Origin of the sequence: Streptomyces sp. PA03-5A, from assembly GCF_033792725.1 — a bacterium.
Lineage (GTDB): Bacteria > Actinomycetota > Actinomycetes > Streptomycetales > Streptomycetaceae > Actinacidiphila.
Genome location: NZ_JARAVL010000062.1, coordinates 24,575 through 38,190, shown reverse-complemented (window position 1 = coordinate 38,190; position 13,616 = coordinate 24,575). Strand labels below are relative to the sequence as shown.

Genomic DNA, 13,616 nt, shown 5'->3' with positions numbered 1-13,616 from the left:
CCGCTGCCGCTGCCGCCGCCGCCGGCGCTCAGCCGCTGCCGCCGCCGATCGCACCGGCCGTGCCCGCCGCCCGGGCCGGTGCGCCGGCGCCGGCGCACCGGCCCGGCCCTCCCGCCAAGGTCGTCGTGCCGATGCTGCTCGTCGCGGTCCTCTGCTTCGCCTTCGGCTTCTGGGCCCTGTCAGCGTCCTCCTGAGACCGCGGCCGGCCCGCGCCGCGCGGCCACCGTCCAGACCGCGAGCGACAGCAGCAGCACGGTGCCGGCGCCCAGGGCCGCGAAGCCGAGGGCGCGCAGCAGCGGGTTCCCGGAGCCGGGCTCCCCGGGGAGGCCCAGGTCCTCGCCGGGGTCACCGTCGTACGACGGCCCCGCCTGCGCGGCGCCCTCGACGTTGATCCGCAAGGTGACCGGGACGGCGCCGTCGACGAAGCCCGCGACCTCCGGGTGCACCGACACCGCCAGGTAGTAGGAGCCGTCGAAACGGGCCGCCGCCACCGCGTCGCCGCTCTCGTAGCGGTTGGCGTAGGCGACCTTCCCGGTCGTGGCGGTGACGGAGGTCTGCTCGCCCGAGTAGGAGGCCGTGTCGCCGCCGATGAAGGCCCAGCGCGGGTTGTAGACCTCCACGCGCACACCGGAGCCGCTGTAGCCGCCCGGCTTCGTCACGTCCGCGTTGGCGAAGTCCGCCGCGGCCCAGGCCTGTTGTCCCCAGCCGACCGGTACCCGGTAGAAGCGCGTCTGCCCGGGCAGCACCTCGTCCTTCCAGACCCCCCTGCCGAGGGCCCCGGCATGGGCGAAGTCCGCGCCGCCGGTGGCCCCGCGGGCGGTGCCGCTCGCGGGCACCGGCGTCTGCGTGCCCGGGCTGAGGGCGGGGCCGGGCGTGGCGCCGCCGGTGAGCCCCGGCTCGTTGGTGAACCGGATCTGCAGCGGCCAGGGCGCGGCGTCCGAGGTGCCCTGCGAGGTGCGGGTCACCTCCAGGACGTACGCGTGCGCCTGCCGGCAGGGCCCGTCCTCGCCGATGGTCCGCTCGACCCAGGTGCCGATGGGCCGTGCCGCGCCGTCGGCGGAGAACGTCCGGCGGTCGCTGTCACAGCGGGTGCCGTCGGTGCTCGTCAGCGTCAGCTCGATGCCGTCCCCGTACGCCACCTCGGTGCCCGGGCGGGGCAGCGCGAAGACCGCGAGGTAGGCCGAGCGCACCGCGTCCAGGTCGAGGGCGTAGTTCTTGCCGCCCTCGTCCGCCGCCAGGCTGTCCCGGTACAGGACCCCGGGTTTGAGCTGCGGGGCGTCCGCGGTGCTGGCCCGCCCCCGTACCTCCTCGCCCTGCGGCTGCCAGGAGGGGACGGCCGGGTCGGCGTACGCCGCTCCCGCCGGTCCCGCCAGCAGCGCGAGAGCCGCCGCCACCGATGTGAGTGCCCTGCGGATCATGCCCCGTCCCTCCGCCTGCGGCCCAGCAGGGCCACCGTCCCGACCCCGACGAGCGCCACCGCGCCTCCCGCGGCCGCCGCCATCGCGTCGCGCGTCGTCATGGAGCCCCCGCCGTCCGCGGGGGCTGCGGCCGCTGTGGTGTCCCCGGCCGCCGCCCATTCCCCGCCGTCCCGGCCGGCGGCCGAACCGCCGCCGCGCGCGGGCGCGTCGTACTCCGGTCCGGCCAGTTCCGTCCCGGTCACGTCCACCCGCAGGACGACCCCCACCGCCGCGTTCCGCGCCAGCCCTGCCGCGCCCGGCCCGAGCGAGACCGCGACGTAGTGCTCGCCCGCCGTGCGGGCGCCCCGGGCGCCCCCGCCGGCGACCCAGCGGTTGGTCCAGGTCACGGGTACCGTGCCGAGCCCCACCGACAGCGGGCGCCCGTAGTAGCCGCGGCGTTGCGAGGCCCCGGAGGCGTCGCCCAGCGGCTGCCGTCCCGGCCCGTACGCGGCCGTCGCCACGAAGGACGAGGCCGTGGAACCACCCTTCTGGAGCGGTTCGTTGGCGAAGTCGGCGGTGTACGTCAGTCGCTGTCCCCAGCCGACCCGCACCTTGTAGAAGCGCGTCTGACCGGGCAGCAGCGTGTCCCGCCAGATGCCCCTGCCGAGCCGGCGCGCGTCGTTGAACCCCGTGCCGCCCTCGACGTCGCGCGGCGCGCCCGTCAGAGCCGCCGGCGGGTCCCCGTAACGGGTCGCGGCCGGTGCCGGGGTGGCACCCGCCGGGAACGGCCGCTCGGAGCCGTACCGCAGCTCCAGGGGCCAGCGGGCGCGGTCGGAGCCGGGGGCGCTGGTGCGGTGCACGGAGAGCACGTAGCGCCCCGCCCTGTCGCAGGCGCCGTCCCGGCCGTCGCCGGGAATCCGGCTGACGGCGCCGCCGATCACCATCGCGCCCTCGTCCTGCCCGAAGTGCGCGGTGTCCGAGCCGCAGGTGAGGGCGTACCTGCCGGTGCCCGCCAGCCGCAGCTCGACGCCGTCCCCGTACGCGGCCTTCACCCCCGGCCGCGGCACCGCGGTGACCGCCAGGTCGGCCGTGGAGGCCGCGTCCAGCGTCATCGCGTACCAGCGGGTCTCGCCGGGCCCGATGTCGTCGACGTACTGGCCGGGGGACAGCCCGGGCGCACCGGTGGCGCTCGTCCCGCCGTCCACCCGCCGGCCCTGGAGGCGGTACGCGTCCGCGCTCAGCCGGGAAGCCCGCGTCAGCTGCCGTACGAGCGAGGCGGCGTCGGGGGCGTCCCGGTAGCTGCCGTGACCGGCCTCGGCGATGCACTCCAGCTGCTCGCGGGCGCCGCCGCGCACCTGGAAGCCGATGGTGTCGATCCGCAGGTCCACGCCCTGCCCGGCCAGCCGTGCCGCCACCTCGCAGGGCTCGGGCGCCCCGCAGGTGTCCTCGCCGTCGGAGACCAGCACGATCGTGCGCCGCCCGCCCTCGGGCAGGTCGGCGGCCGCCTTCTGCACCGACAGCCCGATGGGGGTGTCCCCTTGGGGCCGCACCCCGGCCACGGCCTGCTTCAGGGCGTCCCGGTCCAGCGGCCGTACGGGCTCCAGCAGACGGGTGTCGTCGCAGCCGTGCTCCTTGCCCGCGCCGTAGACCCGCAGTCCCGTCGGGTAGCCGTCCGGCAGGGCGTCCACGACGGCGCCGACGGCCTTCCTGGCCGCCGTCATGCGGGCGCCCGCCATGGAGCCGGAGGAGTCCAGCACCATGACCAGCCCGTCGCCGTCGTTCACGGCCTGGGCCCGGGCCCGGGCCGCCCCGGCCGGGCCCAGCAGGGCGGCCAGCACCAGCAGCCCGCACGCGGCCGCCCACAGCGGCGCCACGGGCCCGCACGGCAGCGCCTTCCCTCGTCGCATGTGCTGTTCCCCCTCGCACATCGTCGGCCTCAGCGAAGCTATTGATTTGCGACAGCAAATACAAGCGGATCGCATCACGGTCGGGCAACAACGCCCGGGCGACCACGGGCGGACATGACGAGGCCCCGACCACATCGTGATCGGGGCCTCGGGAATCCTTCGTCCGGGCTGTGCCGTCTCAGACGCTCGCGCCGGAACCCGCCGGAACGGAGTCCGTGGCCTCCGTCCACAGGTCCTGCTCGGCGCGGTCCGCCTGGATCTGGCGGTACACGAGGAGACCGCCGATGGCGGCCAGTGCGACCAGGAGAAACTTCTTCACCGCGCGACCTCGTCCTTCTTGCGTTGAGGGTCTTCCGACGGGCCCGACTATACACACCGGTCGATATCGAACGGTGACCTGCCACCGGAACCAACTGCGCGGACGCGGACAAGGAAACGGCCCGTACGGATGATCCGTACGGGCCGTTCACGCGGTGGGGCTAACAGGACTTGAACCTGTGGCCTCTTCCTTATCAGGGAAGCGCTCTAACCGTCTGAGCTATAGCCCCGCGCTGCGTTGAAAGATTAGCGCACCCGGGGCCGTGGCCCAAAATCGGTTACTCGTCCTCCGCCAGAGTCAGCTCGATCCCGCCCACCATGCCGGCCGACATGTTGTAGATGAAGGCGCCGAGCGTCGCCAGCGCCGTGGCCAGCACGACGTCGATGACCGCGATGACCGCCGTGAAGGTCAGCACGCGCGACAGCGACAGGAACGACACCAGGTCGAACCCGCCGTCCGAGCCGGAGGACGTCGCCTCGCTGAGCGTGCCGCCGACCGTGGTGAAGACGCCGATGGCGTCCATCACCATCCACAGCACCGCGACCGCGATGACCGTGCAGATGCCCAGCGCGATGGAGAGCAGGAAGCTGACCTTCATCACCGACCACGGGTCGGCCTTCGCCACCCGCAGCCGCGCCTTGCGCGTGCGCGGGACCGTACGGGCCGCAGGACGCGGCTGGCGGACGCCCGCGGTCGCGGGGGGCCCGGCCGGGGGCGCGTACGCCTGGGGCGGCTGGTGCGGGTCCTGGGTCAGCTGCGGCGCCTGCTGCGGCTGCTCGGCGACCGGGCCGGCGGGGCCACCGCCGTAGGTCTGCTGGTGCACAGCGTGCTGGTGCTGCGCTGGACGGGTGTCGGTCACGGTGATTCCCCCCTGGTGCGGGCCGTTGTCCGTACGTGGGCCAGGGGCACCGCCGATCGCGTCCGGAACGGCTGCCGGCATCGGCTGCCCTCCGTCCGCGCCCGTCCCACCCGCGGCGCCCTCGGCTCCACTCACGGCTTTCTACTCCTCCGACTCGGCGGCCAGGGGCTGCTCGCCCTCGGCCTCTTCGGCGGCGACGACCTCTTCGGCCTCCGCCCCCGCCTCGGCATTGCGGGCGACGCCCACGACTGCATCCTTTTTACCGAGGTTGATCAGTTGGACGCCCATGGTGTCACGCCCGGTTTCCCTGATCTCGTTGACACGGGTGCGGATCACACCGCCGCCGAGGGTGATGGCGAGGATCTCGTCGGTCTCCTCCACCACCAGCGCCCCGACCAGGGAACCCCGGTCCTCGACGATCTTGGCCGCCTTGATGCCGAGTCCGCCGCGCCCCTGGACCCGGTACTCGTCCACACTGGTGCGCTTGGCGTACCCGCCATCGGTGGCGGTGAAGACGAACGTACCCGGTCGCACGACATTCATCGAGAGCAGTTCGTCCCCTTCGCGGAAGCTCATGCCCTTCACGCCCGAGGTCGCACGGCCCATCGGCCGCAGCGACTCGTCCGTCGCGGTGAACCGGATGGACTGCGCCTTGCGGCTGACCAGCAGCAGGTCGTCGTCCGGGCCGACCAGCTCGGCGCCGATCAGCAGGTCCTCGCTGCCGTCCTCGGTCTCCCGCAGGTTGATCGCGATGACACCGCCCGAGCGGGGGGAGTCGTAGTCCTTCAGCGAGGTCTTCTTCACCAGGCCCGACCGGGTGGCGAGCACCAGGTAGGGCGCCGCGTTGTAGTCGCGGATGGCCAGCACCTGGGCGATCTGCTCGTCGGGCTGGAAGGCCAGCAGGTTCGCCACGTGCTGCCCGCGGGCGTCGCGCCCGGCGTCCGGCAGCTCGTACGCCTTGGCGCGGTAGACCCGGCCCTTGTTGGTGAAGAACAGCAGCCAGTGGTGGGTGGTGGTGACGAAGAAGTGGTCGACGATGTCGTCTTCCCGCAGCTTCGTGCCGCGCACGCCCTTGCCACCGCGCTTCTGCGAGCGGTAGTCGTCCGTCTTGGTGCGCTTGACGTAGCCGCCACGGGTGATCGTGACGACGATGTCCTCCTCTGCGATCAGGTCCTCGATGGACATGTCACCGTCGAAGGGGACCAGGGCCGAGCGCCGGTCGTCGCCGAACTTCTCGACGATCGCCGTCAGCTCCGTGCTGATGATGCCGCGCTGCAGCTCGGGCGAGGCCAGGATGCGGTTGTACTCGTTGATCTTCGCCTGGAGCTCGTCGTGCTCCTGGACGATCTTCTGCCGCTCCAGGGCCGCCAGGCGGCGCAGCTGCATCTCCAGGATCGCGTTGGCCTGGATCTCGTCGATCTCCAGCAGGCCCATCAGGCCTTCACGCGCCACGTCCACGGTCGCGCTGCGCCGGATCAGTGCGATGACCTCGTCGATCGCGTCCAAGGCCTTCAGCAGACCGCGCAGGATGTGGGCGCGCTCCTCGGCCTTGCGCAGCCGGAACCGCGTCCGGCGGACGATGACCTCGATCTGGTGGGTCACCCACTGCTTGATGAACTGGTCCAGCGAGAGCGTGCGCGGCACGCCGTCCACCAGCGCCAGCATGTTGGCGCCGAAGTTCGTCTGCAGGTCGGTGTGCTTGTAGAGGTTGTTCAGCACCACCTTGGCGACGGCATCGCGCTTGAGCACGATCACCAGGCGCTGTCCGGTGCGCGAGGAGGTCTCGTCGCGGACGTCGGCGATGCCGCCGACCCGGCCGTCCTTCACCAGGTCGGCGATCTTCTGCGCCAGGTTGTCCGGGTTGACCTGGTACGGCAGCTCGGTGACGACCAGGCACTGCCGGCCCTGGATCTCCTCGACCTCGACGACCGCGCGCATCGTGATGGAGCCGCGGCCCGTGCGGTACGCCTCCTCGATGCCCTTGCGGCCCACCACCAGGGCGCCGGTCGGGAAGTCGGGGCCCTTGATGCGTTCGATGAGGGCCTCGAGCAGCTCCTCGTTGGACGCCTCCGGGTTGGCCAGGTACCACTGGGCGCCCTCGGCGACCTCGCGCAGGTTGTGCGGCGGGATGTTGGTCGCCATGCCGACCGCGATGCCCGCGGAGCCGTTGATCAGCAGGTTGGGGAAGCGCGACGGCAGGACCGTCGGCTCCTGGTTGCGGCCGTCGTAGTTGTCCTGGAAATCGACGGTGTCCTCGTCGATGTCCCGGACCATCTCCATGGACAGCGGCGCCATCTTGCACTCGGTGTACCGCATGGCGGCGGCCGGGTCGTTGCCCGGGGAACCGAAGTTGCCGTTGCTGTCGACCAGCGGCATGCGCATCGACCACGGCTGGGCCAGGCGCACCAGCGCGTCGTAGATCGAGGAGTCGCCGTGCGGGTGGTAGGTACCCATGACGTCGCCGACGACACGGGCGCACTTGTAGAAGCCGCGCTCCGGGCGGTAGCCGCCGTCGTACATCGCGTACAGCACGCGCCGGTGGACGGGCTTGAGGCCGTCCCGGACGTCGGGCAGCGCGCGGGACACGATGACGGACATCGCGTAGTCGAGGTAACTGCGCTGCATCTCCGTCTCGAGGCCCACGGCCTCGATCCGCGTCGTGGTGTCCGCCTCGGCGTCCTGCGGGGTGCCGGGCGTGACAGGGGTGTTCTCGTCGGCCATTGCTGGTCAAAGTCCTTTCGGGCGGCGGCTGATGGGGGCCGACTCAGATGTCGAGGAAGCGGACATCCTTGGCGTTGCGCTGGATGAAGGAGCGCCGGGCCTCGACGTCCTCGCCCATCAGCACCGAGAACAGGTCGTCGGCGAGGGCCGCGTCGTCCAGGGTGACCTGGCCGAGCACACGGTGGTCGACGTCCATCGTGGTGACCCGCAGTTCCTCGGCGTTCATCTCGCCGAGGCCCTTGAAGCGCTGGATCGAGTCCTCGCGCACGCGCTTGCCGTTCTGGCGGCCCAGCTCGATCAGGGCGTCGCGCTCGGGGTCGGAGTACGCGTACTCGAAGTCGTCCCGGCCCCACTTGATCTTGTAGAGCGGGGGACGGGAGAGGTACACGTGGCCCGCCTCGACCAGCGGCCGCATGAAGCGGAAGAGGAAGGTCAGCAGCAGGGTGTTGATGTGCTGGCCGTCCACGTCGGCGTCCGCCATCAGGATGATCTTGTGATAACGCAGCTTCGAGATGTCGAAGTCCTCGTGCACACCGGTGCCGAAGGCCGAGATCAGCGCCTGGATCTCGGTGTTCTGCAGGATCTTGTCGATCCGCGCCTTCTCCACGTTCAGGATCTTGCCGCGGATCGGGAGGATCGCCTGGTACTGCGGGTTGCGGCCGGACTTGGCGGAGCCGCCGGCGGAGTCACCCTCGACGATGAAGATCTCGCACTTGGCGGGGTCGTTGGACTGGCAGTCGCTCAGCTTGCCCGGCAGCGACGCCGTCTCCAGCAGGCCCTTGCGACGCGTCAGGTCGCGCGCCTTGCGGGCCGCCACGCGGGCGGTGGCCGCCTGGATGGACTTGCGGATGATGTCCGAGGCCTCGTTGGGGTTGCGGTCCAGCCAGTCCGTCAGGTGCTCGTGCACGACCTTCTGGACGAAGGTCTTCGCCTCGGTGTTGCCGAGCTTGGTCTTCGTCTGGCCCTCGAACTGCGGCTCGCCCAGCTTGACCGAGATGATCGCGGTCAGACCCTCGCGGATGTCCTCACCGGTGAGGTTGTCGTCCTTCTCGCGGAGCAGCTTCTTCTCGCGCGCGTACTTGTTGACCAGCGTGGTCAGCGCGGCGCGGAAGCCCTCCTCGTGGGTGCCGCCCTCGTGGGTGTGGATGGTGTTGGCGAAGCTGTAGACACCCTCGCTGTACTGGGTGTTCCACTGCATCGCGACCTCGACGGAGAGCATCCGCTCCTTGTCCTCCGCGTCGATGTCGATCACCGACGGGTGGACCGGCTCGCCCTTGCGCGAGTTCAGGTACTTCACGAAGTCGACGATGCCGCCCTCGTAGTGGTACGCGACCGAACGCGGCTGGCCCTCGTTCTCCACGTCCGCGTGCTCGGGACGCTCGTCGGTCAGCGAGATGGTCAGGCCCTTGTTGAGGAAGGCCATCTCCTGGAAGCGCCGCGACAGCGTCTCGAACGAGTACTCGGTGGTCTCGAAGATGTCACCGTCGGCCCAGAAGGTCACGGTGGTGCCGGTCTCCGCGACCGGCTCGTTCTTCTGCAGCGGGGCGGTGGGCACACCGAGCTTGTAGTCCTGGGTCCAGCGGAAGCCCTCACGCTTGACCTCGACAGCGACCTTGTTCGACAGCGCGTTCACGACCGAGACGCCGACGCCGTGCAGACCGCCGGAGACGGCGTAGCCGCCGCCGCCGAACTTGCCGCCCGCGTGCAGCACCGTGAGCACGACCTCGACGGCGGGCTTTCCCTCGGACGGGACGATGTCCACAGGGATGCCGCGGCCGTTGTCGACCACGCGCACGCCGCCGTCGGGGAGGATCGTGACGTTGATGGTGTCCGCGTGACCGGCCAGTGCCTCGTCGACGGAGTTGTCGACGACCTCGTACACCAGGTGGTGCAGGCCGCGCTCGCCCGTCGAGCCGATGTACATGCCCGGGCGCTTGCGAACCGCGTCCAGGCCCTCAAGGACGGTGATCGCGCTGGCGTCGTACGCCCCGCCGGTGGCGGGCGCGGCGGAGCCGTCAGCTGCGGACGTATTGATCTCGTTGGGGTTGCCGGAATCGGCCACGAAGCGCCCTTTCTGGCACAGCATGAGCGGGGTCCCGCGGCGCGGAACCGGCTGCATCACTCGACATCGTTCGACTGGTCCCGCTGGGGTCCCCCGGTGCCGGAGGCCAGGGGCGGGCGGTACTGCTACCAGTCTACCGGTAGCGCCGACATAGATGGGGCTTTGGCGGTACCTGAGTTCCCGTGTACCCGACGGAAGTACCTCCAGCCGACTCCCCACACGCGGACCGGGTCCCAAAACGGCTCACGCGGGCGCACAGGGCTTCGACCCGATTACGCACAGCAGGTTCCCGGCCTATCCGTACGTATCGCCCGGCCCACGGCTCCCGGGAGCACGCAGACGGCCGTACGAACGCACCGGTCCTCCCGGCCCCAGGACCTTGATCAACTTCACGGTGCCGTGCCCGAGATCGGCGTTCAGCCTGGCCACGAGCGTCGGGGCGAGCAGCCGCAGCTGGGTCGCCCAGGCCGTGGAGTCGCACTGCACCGTGAGGACCCGTTCCTCCTCGTCGTACCGCTGCGGCTGGCAGTGCAGGGCCACGTCGTCGCCCACCAGTTCCGGCCAGCGGCCCATCACGCCGCCCACCGCCGCGGGGGCCTCCCAGCCGCGCTCGGTGATCAGCCGGCTGATCGCGGCGCCCAGGGGCAGCGGGTCCCGCCCGTCCGCCCGCGCACCACTGCGCAGGCCTCCGCGCCGGGCCTGCTTCTTCTGCTGGGCGGCCGCGCCCCTCGCGCGGGCCTGCTCCTTGGCGGCGCGCAGCGCGACCCTGGCCAGGTCGACGCCGGACACCGGCTTGTCCTGGGCGCCCGGCTCCTGCCCCGGCTGCTGAGGTGGCTGCTGGTCCGTCATGCCCGCTCCACGCCGCCGTCCTCCACCGCGTACCGGGCGCCGACCAGCACGTCCGGCACGTCGTCGTCCACCGCCGCCGTCACCAGCACCTGCTCACCGGGGGCCACCAGCTCCGCCAGCCGTGTGCGGCGCCGGGCGTCGAGCTCGGCGAAGACGTCGTCGAGCACCAGCACCGGTTCGCCGCCGTCGGCGCGCAGCAGGTCGTACGAGGCCAGGCGCAGCGCCAGCGCGTACGACCAGGACTCGCCGTGGCTCGCGTACCCCTTGGCGGGGAGCTGTCCCAGCTTGAGGGAGAGGTCGTCCCGGTGCGGACCGACCAGGGTCACCCCGCGCTCGATCTCCTGCTTTCGGGCCTCGCCCAGGGCCTCCAGCAGCAGTCCGTACAGCTGCTCGCGGCCCGACGCCCCGGCGATCCGTTCGCCGATCGAACTGCGGTACTCCAGGACGACGGGGCCACCGCCCGGTGCCAGCTGCTCGTACGCCTTGTCCGCCAGCGGCTGCAGGGCCTGGGTGAGGTCCAGTCGCTGGGCCAACAGCTCGGCGCCGGCCCTGGCCAGGTGCTGGTCCCAGATGTCGAGCGTGGACAGGTCGGCCCCGCGGCCGCCGTGGCGGCGGGCCATGGCGGCCGACTTCAGCAGGGTGTTGCGCTGCTTGAGGACCCGCTCGTAGTCGCTGCGGACGCCCGCCAGCCGGGGCGCCCGGGCGGTGAGCAGCTCGTCGAGGAAGCGCCGGCGCTCCCCGGGGTCGCCCTTGACCAGGGCCAGGTCCTCGGGGGCGAAGAGCACCGTCCTGACTATCCCCAGCAGGTCGCGCGGGCGGACCTGGGAGGAGCGGTTGAGCCGGGCCCGGTTGGAGCGGCCCGGATTGATCTCCAGCTCGATCAGCTGTTGCCGCTCGCCCTGCACCACGGACGCCCGCACGATCGCCCGGTCCGCGCCCATCCGCACCAGCGGGGCGTCGCTCGCGACCCGGTGGCTGCCGAGGGTCGCCAGGTAACCGACCGCCTCGACCAGGTTGGTCTTGCCCTGGCCGTTGGGGCCGACGAAGGCGGTGACGCCCGGGTCGAGCGGGACCTCGACCCGGGCGTAGGAACGGAAGTCGGCGAGCGACAGATGCGCGACGTGCATGGCTGCGCGCCGCCTCCTTCCCGTGGGTGTGACTAGTGCTTCTCGACGGCGTGGCCGCCGAACTGGTTGCGCAGCGCGGCGATCATCTTCATCTGCGGGGAGTCGTCCTGGCGGGACGCGAAGCGGGCGAAGAGCGACGCGGTGATCGCGGGCAGCGGCACGGCGTTGTCGATGGCCGCCTCGACGGTCCAGCGGCCCTCGCCGGAGTCCTCGGCGTACCCCTTGAGCTTGTCGAGGTGCTCGTCCTCGTCGAGGGCGTTGACGGCCAGGTCCAGCAGCCAGGAGCGGATGACGGTGCCCTCCTGCCAGGAGCGGAACACCTCGCGCACGTCGGTGACCGAGTGGACCTTCTCCAGCAGCTCCCAGCCCTCGGCGTAGGCCTGCATCATGGCGTACTCGATGCCGTTGTGAACCATCTTGGCGAAGTGGCCGGCGCCGACCTTGCCGGCGTGGACGGAACCGAAGTTCCCCACCGGCTTGAGGGCGTTGAATACCGGCTGCACCCTCTCGACGTGCTCGGGCTCGCCGCCGTACATCAGCGCGTAGCCGTTCTCCAGGCCCCAGACGCCGCCGGAGACACCGCAGTCGACGAAGCCGATGCCCTTGGCGGCCAGCTCCTCGCCGTGCTTCTCGTCGTCCGTCCAGCGGGAGTTGCCGCCGTCGACGACCACGTCACCGGGGGAGAGCAGGTCACCGAGCTCGTCGATCGTCGCCTGGGTCGCGGCGCCGGCCGGCACCATCACCCACACCACCCGCGGGGCCGCGAGCTTGTCCACAAGTTCCTGCAGGCTGTGGACATCGGCGAGATCCGGGTTGCGGTCGTAGCCGACGACAGTGTGACCGGCCTGGCGGATGCGCGTGCGCATGTTCCCGCCCATCTTGCCGAGACCGATGAGACCGAGCTCCATCGTTGATCCTTCGTTCGAAGCCTGCCTGACCTACGTCGAGCCTACGTCGGTACCTGCAGGGCGACGCGACCGGACAGGCCTCGCGTCAGCCGGACAGCCGGACCGGCATGATCAGGTACTTGTACGCGTCGTCGGCCTCGGCGTCGACCGCCGGACGGCCGCTGAGCAGCGCGGGCTTGGTCGACGTGGTGAACGACAGCTGCGCCACCGGCGAATCGATCGCGCTCAGGCCGTCCAGCAGGAAGGTCGGGTTGAAGGCGATCGAGATGTCGTCGCCCTCCAGCTTGGCGTCCACACGCTCCACAGCCTGTGCGTCGTCGCTGGAACCCGCCTCCAGGGTCAGCACGCCCTGCTCGAAGCTCAGCCGGACCGGAGTGTTGCGCTCGGCCACCAGGGCCACGCGCTTGACGGCCTCGACGAACGGAGCGGTCTCGATCACCGCGACGGAGTTGAACTCGGTCGGGAAGAGCGTCCGGTACTTCGGCAGGTCGCCCTCGAGCAGGCGGGTGGTGGTGCGGCGGCCCGCGCCCTCGAAGCCGATCAGACCCTCGCCCGCGCCGGAGCCGGCCAGGGCGATGGCGACCGAGTCGCCGTTGGTGAGGGACTTGGCGGTGTCCAGCAGCGTCTTGGCGGGCACCAGGGCGACCGCGGAGATGTCCGAGGTCTCCGGCTTCCACAGGAACTCGCGGACCGCGAAGCGGTAGCGGTCGGTGGCGGCCAGGGTGACCGTGTCGCCCTCGATCTCGATCCGCACACCGGTGAGCACCGGCAGGGTGTCGTCACGGCCGGCGGCGATCGCGACCTGGGCGGCGGCCGCGGCGAAGACCTCGCCGGGGACGGTGCCGGAGGCGGTCGGCATCGCGGGCAGCGCCGGGTACTCCTCCACAGGCAGGGTGTGGAGTGTGAATCGCGAGCTGCCGCAGACGACGCTCACACGCACGCCGTCGGTGGCGATCTCCACAGGCCTGTTGGGGAGCGCCCGCGAGATGTCGGCGAGCAGCCGGCCGGAGACCAGGACGGTGCCGTCCTCCTCGACGTCCGCCTCCACGGAGACGCGGGCCGAGACCTCGTAGTCGAAGCCGGACAGGCTCAGCTGGCCTTCCTCGGCCTTCAGCAGCAGGCCCGCCAGGACCGGCACCGGGGGACGGGCCGGGAGACTGCGGGCCGCCCAGGCCACTGCCTCCGCGAGTACATCGCGCTCCACCCGGATCTTCACCGGAACCGCCTCCTGCTGTTGCTGGCTGTCTGTGGCCGACTGTCTCTTGGCCCTGCTGGCCCTCTTGCCGGAGAACAGTCTGACAGCCGCCACGGACATGCGGTGCGGGTTGCGGTCAAGCCGGAGGGCGGGGAGGCGGACGGCCCGCGGCTCGGTTGTGCACAGGCCCCACTTCGAAGCAGGTTCCCCGGTAACTATCCCTGGTCGTAGTAATAGGGGGTGTGGATACCGTGGATAAGTGGTCCCGGTGC

Annotated in this window: 9 protein-coding genes, 1 tRNA gene and 2 pseudogenes; 1 reads left to right on the top strand and 11 read right to left on the bottom strand. The window is 71.4% G+C overall.

The genetic code is table 11. From position 1 onward, the window contains the following. Positions 1 to 194: pseudogene (locus PV410_RS42485) on the top strand (serine/threonine-protein kinase); the annotation flags it as partial. On the opposite strand, the gene PV410_RS42480 reads toward PV410_RS42485, so the two are convergent. From PV410_RS42480 to dnaN, 11 genes and pseudogenes are all read right to left on the bottom strand, one after another. Further along, the gene (locus PV410_RS42480; RefSeq protein ID WP_500332045.1) at positions 180 to 1,418 is read right to left on the bottom strand and encodes a hypothetical protein; all 1,239 of its coding nucleotides are present in this window, start codon (positions 1,416 to 1,418) and stop codon (positions 180 to 182) included. The pseudogene PV410_RS42485 and the gene PV410_RS42480 sit on opposite strands and share 15 nt — an antisense overlap. Next, entirely contained in the window at positions 1,415 to 3,304 is a 1,890-nt protein-coding gene (locus PV410_RS42475; protein WP_500332044.1) for a vWA domain-containing protein, read from the bottom strand. The genes PV410_RS42480 and PV410_RS42475 overlap by 4 nt, the downstream gene beginning before the upstream one ends. 178 nt (positions 3,305 to 3,482) lie before the next feature. Next, positions 3,483 to 3,623, bottom strand: a complete 141-nt coding sequence (locus PV410_RS42470) for a DLW-39 family protein (protein WP_018559211.1) — start codon at positions 3,621 to 3,623, stop codon at positions 3,483 to 3,485. A 155-nt stretch (positions 3,624 to 3,778) separates the two neighbouring features. Continuing rightward, positions 3,779 to 3,852, bottom strand: a tRNA-Ile gene (locus tag PV410_RS42465). Positions 3,853 to 3,900: 48 nt separating this feature from the next. Beyond that, complete coding sequence (locus tag PV410_RS42460) at positions 3,901 to 4,617, bottom strand: DUF3566 domain-containing protein (RefSeq protein ID WP_500332043.1); 717 nt, start codon at positions 4,615 to 4,617, stop codon at positions 3,901 to 3,903. 6 nt (positions 4,618 to 4,623) lie between these two features. Further along, a complete protein-coding gene (gyrA, locus tag PV410_RS42455) occupies positions 4,624 to 7,203 on the bottom strand; it encodes a DNA gyrase subunit A (protein ID WP_500332042.1) in 2,580 nt (859 codons plus the stop codon). A 43-nt stretch (positions 7,204 to 7,246) separates the two neighbouring features. Next, a complete protein-coding gene (gene gyrB, locus PV410_RS42450) occupies positions 7,247 to 9,289 on the bottom strand; it encodes a DNA topoisomerase (ATP-hydrolyzing) subunit B (RefSeq protein ID WP_500332041.1) in 2,043 nt (680 codons plus the stop codon). Between the two features lie 270 nt (positions 9,290 to 9,559). Beyond that, positions 9,560 to 10,114, bottom strand: a complete 555-nt coding sequence (locus PV410_RS42445; RefSeq protein ID WP_500332040.1) for a DciA family protein — start codon at positions 10,112 to 10,114, stop codon at positions 9,560 to 9,562. Then, a complete protein-coding gene (recF, locus tag PV410_RS42440; RefSeq protein WP_500332039.1) occupies positions 10,111 to 11,241 on the bottom strand; it encodes a DNA replication/repair protein RecF in 1,131 nt (376 codons plus the stop codon). The genes PV410_RS42445 and recF overlap by 4 nt, the downstream gene beginning before the upstream one ends. Before the next feature lie 32 nt (positions 11,242 to 11,273). After that, a pseudogene (gene gnd, locus PV410_RS42435) lies at positions 11,274 to 12,155 on the bottom strand (phosphogluconate dehydrogenase (NAD(+)-dependent, decarboxylating)); the annotation flags it as partial. A 79-nt stretch (positions 12,156 to 12,234) separates the two neighbouring features. Further along, on the bottom strand, positions 12,235 to 13,365 hold the full coding sequence (dnaN, locus tag PV410_RS42430) for a DNA polymerase III subunit beta (protein ID WP_500332038.1): 1,131 nt from the start codon (positions 13,363 to 13,365) through the stop codon (positions 12,235 to 12,237). Positions 13,366 to 13,616 lie beyond the last annotated feature (251 nt).

What these genes read in the sequence shown, in the direction of transcription:
- PV410_RS42480 (WP_500332045.1), bottom strand. Translation starts at nt 1,418, where the DNA reads ATGATCCGCAGGGCACTCACATCGGTGGCGGCGGCTCTCGCGCTGCTG.
- PV410_RS42475 (WP_500332044.1), bottom strand. Translation starts at nt 3,304, where the DNA reads ATGCGACGAGGGAAGGCGCTGCCGTGCGGGCCCGTGGCGCCGCTGTGG.
- gyrA (WP_500332042.1), bottom strand. Translation starts at nt 7,203, where the DNA reads ATGGCCGACGAGAACACCCCTGTCACGCCCGGCACCCCGCAGGACGCC.
- gyrB (WP_500332041.1), bottom strand. Translation starts at nt 9,289, where the DNA reads ATGCTGTGCCAGAAAGGGCGCTTCGTGGCCGATTCCGGCAACCCCAAC.
- PV410_RS42445 (WP_500332040.1), bottom strand. Translation starts at nt 10,114, where the DNA reads ATGACGGACCAGCAGCCACCTCAGCAGCCGGGGCAGGAGCCGGGCGCC.
- recF (WP_500332039.1), bottom strand. Translation starts at nt 11,241, where the DNA reads ATGCACGTCGCGCATCTGTCGCTCGCCGACTTCCGTTCCTACGCCCGG.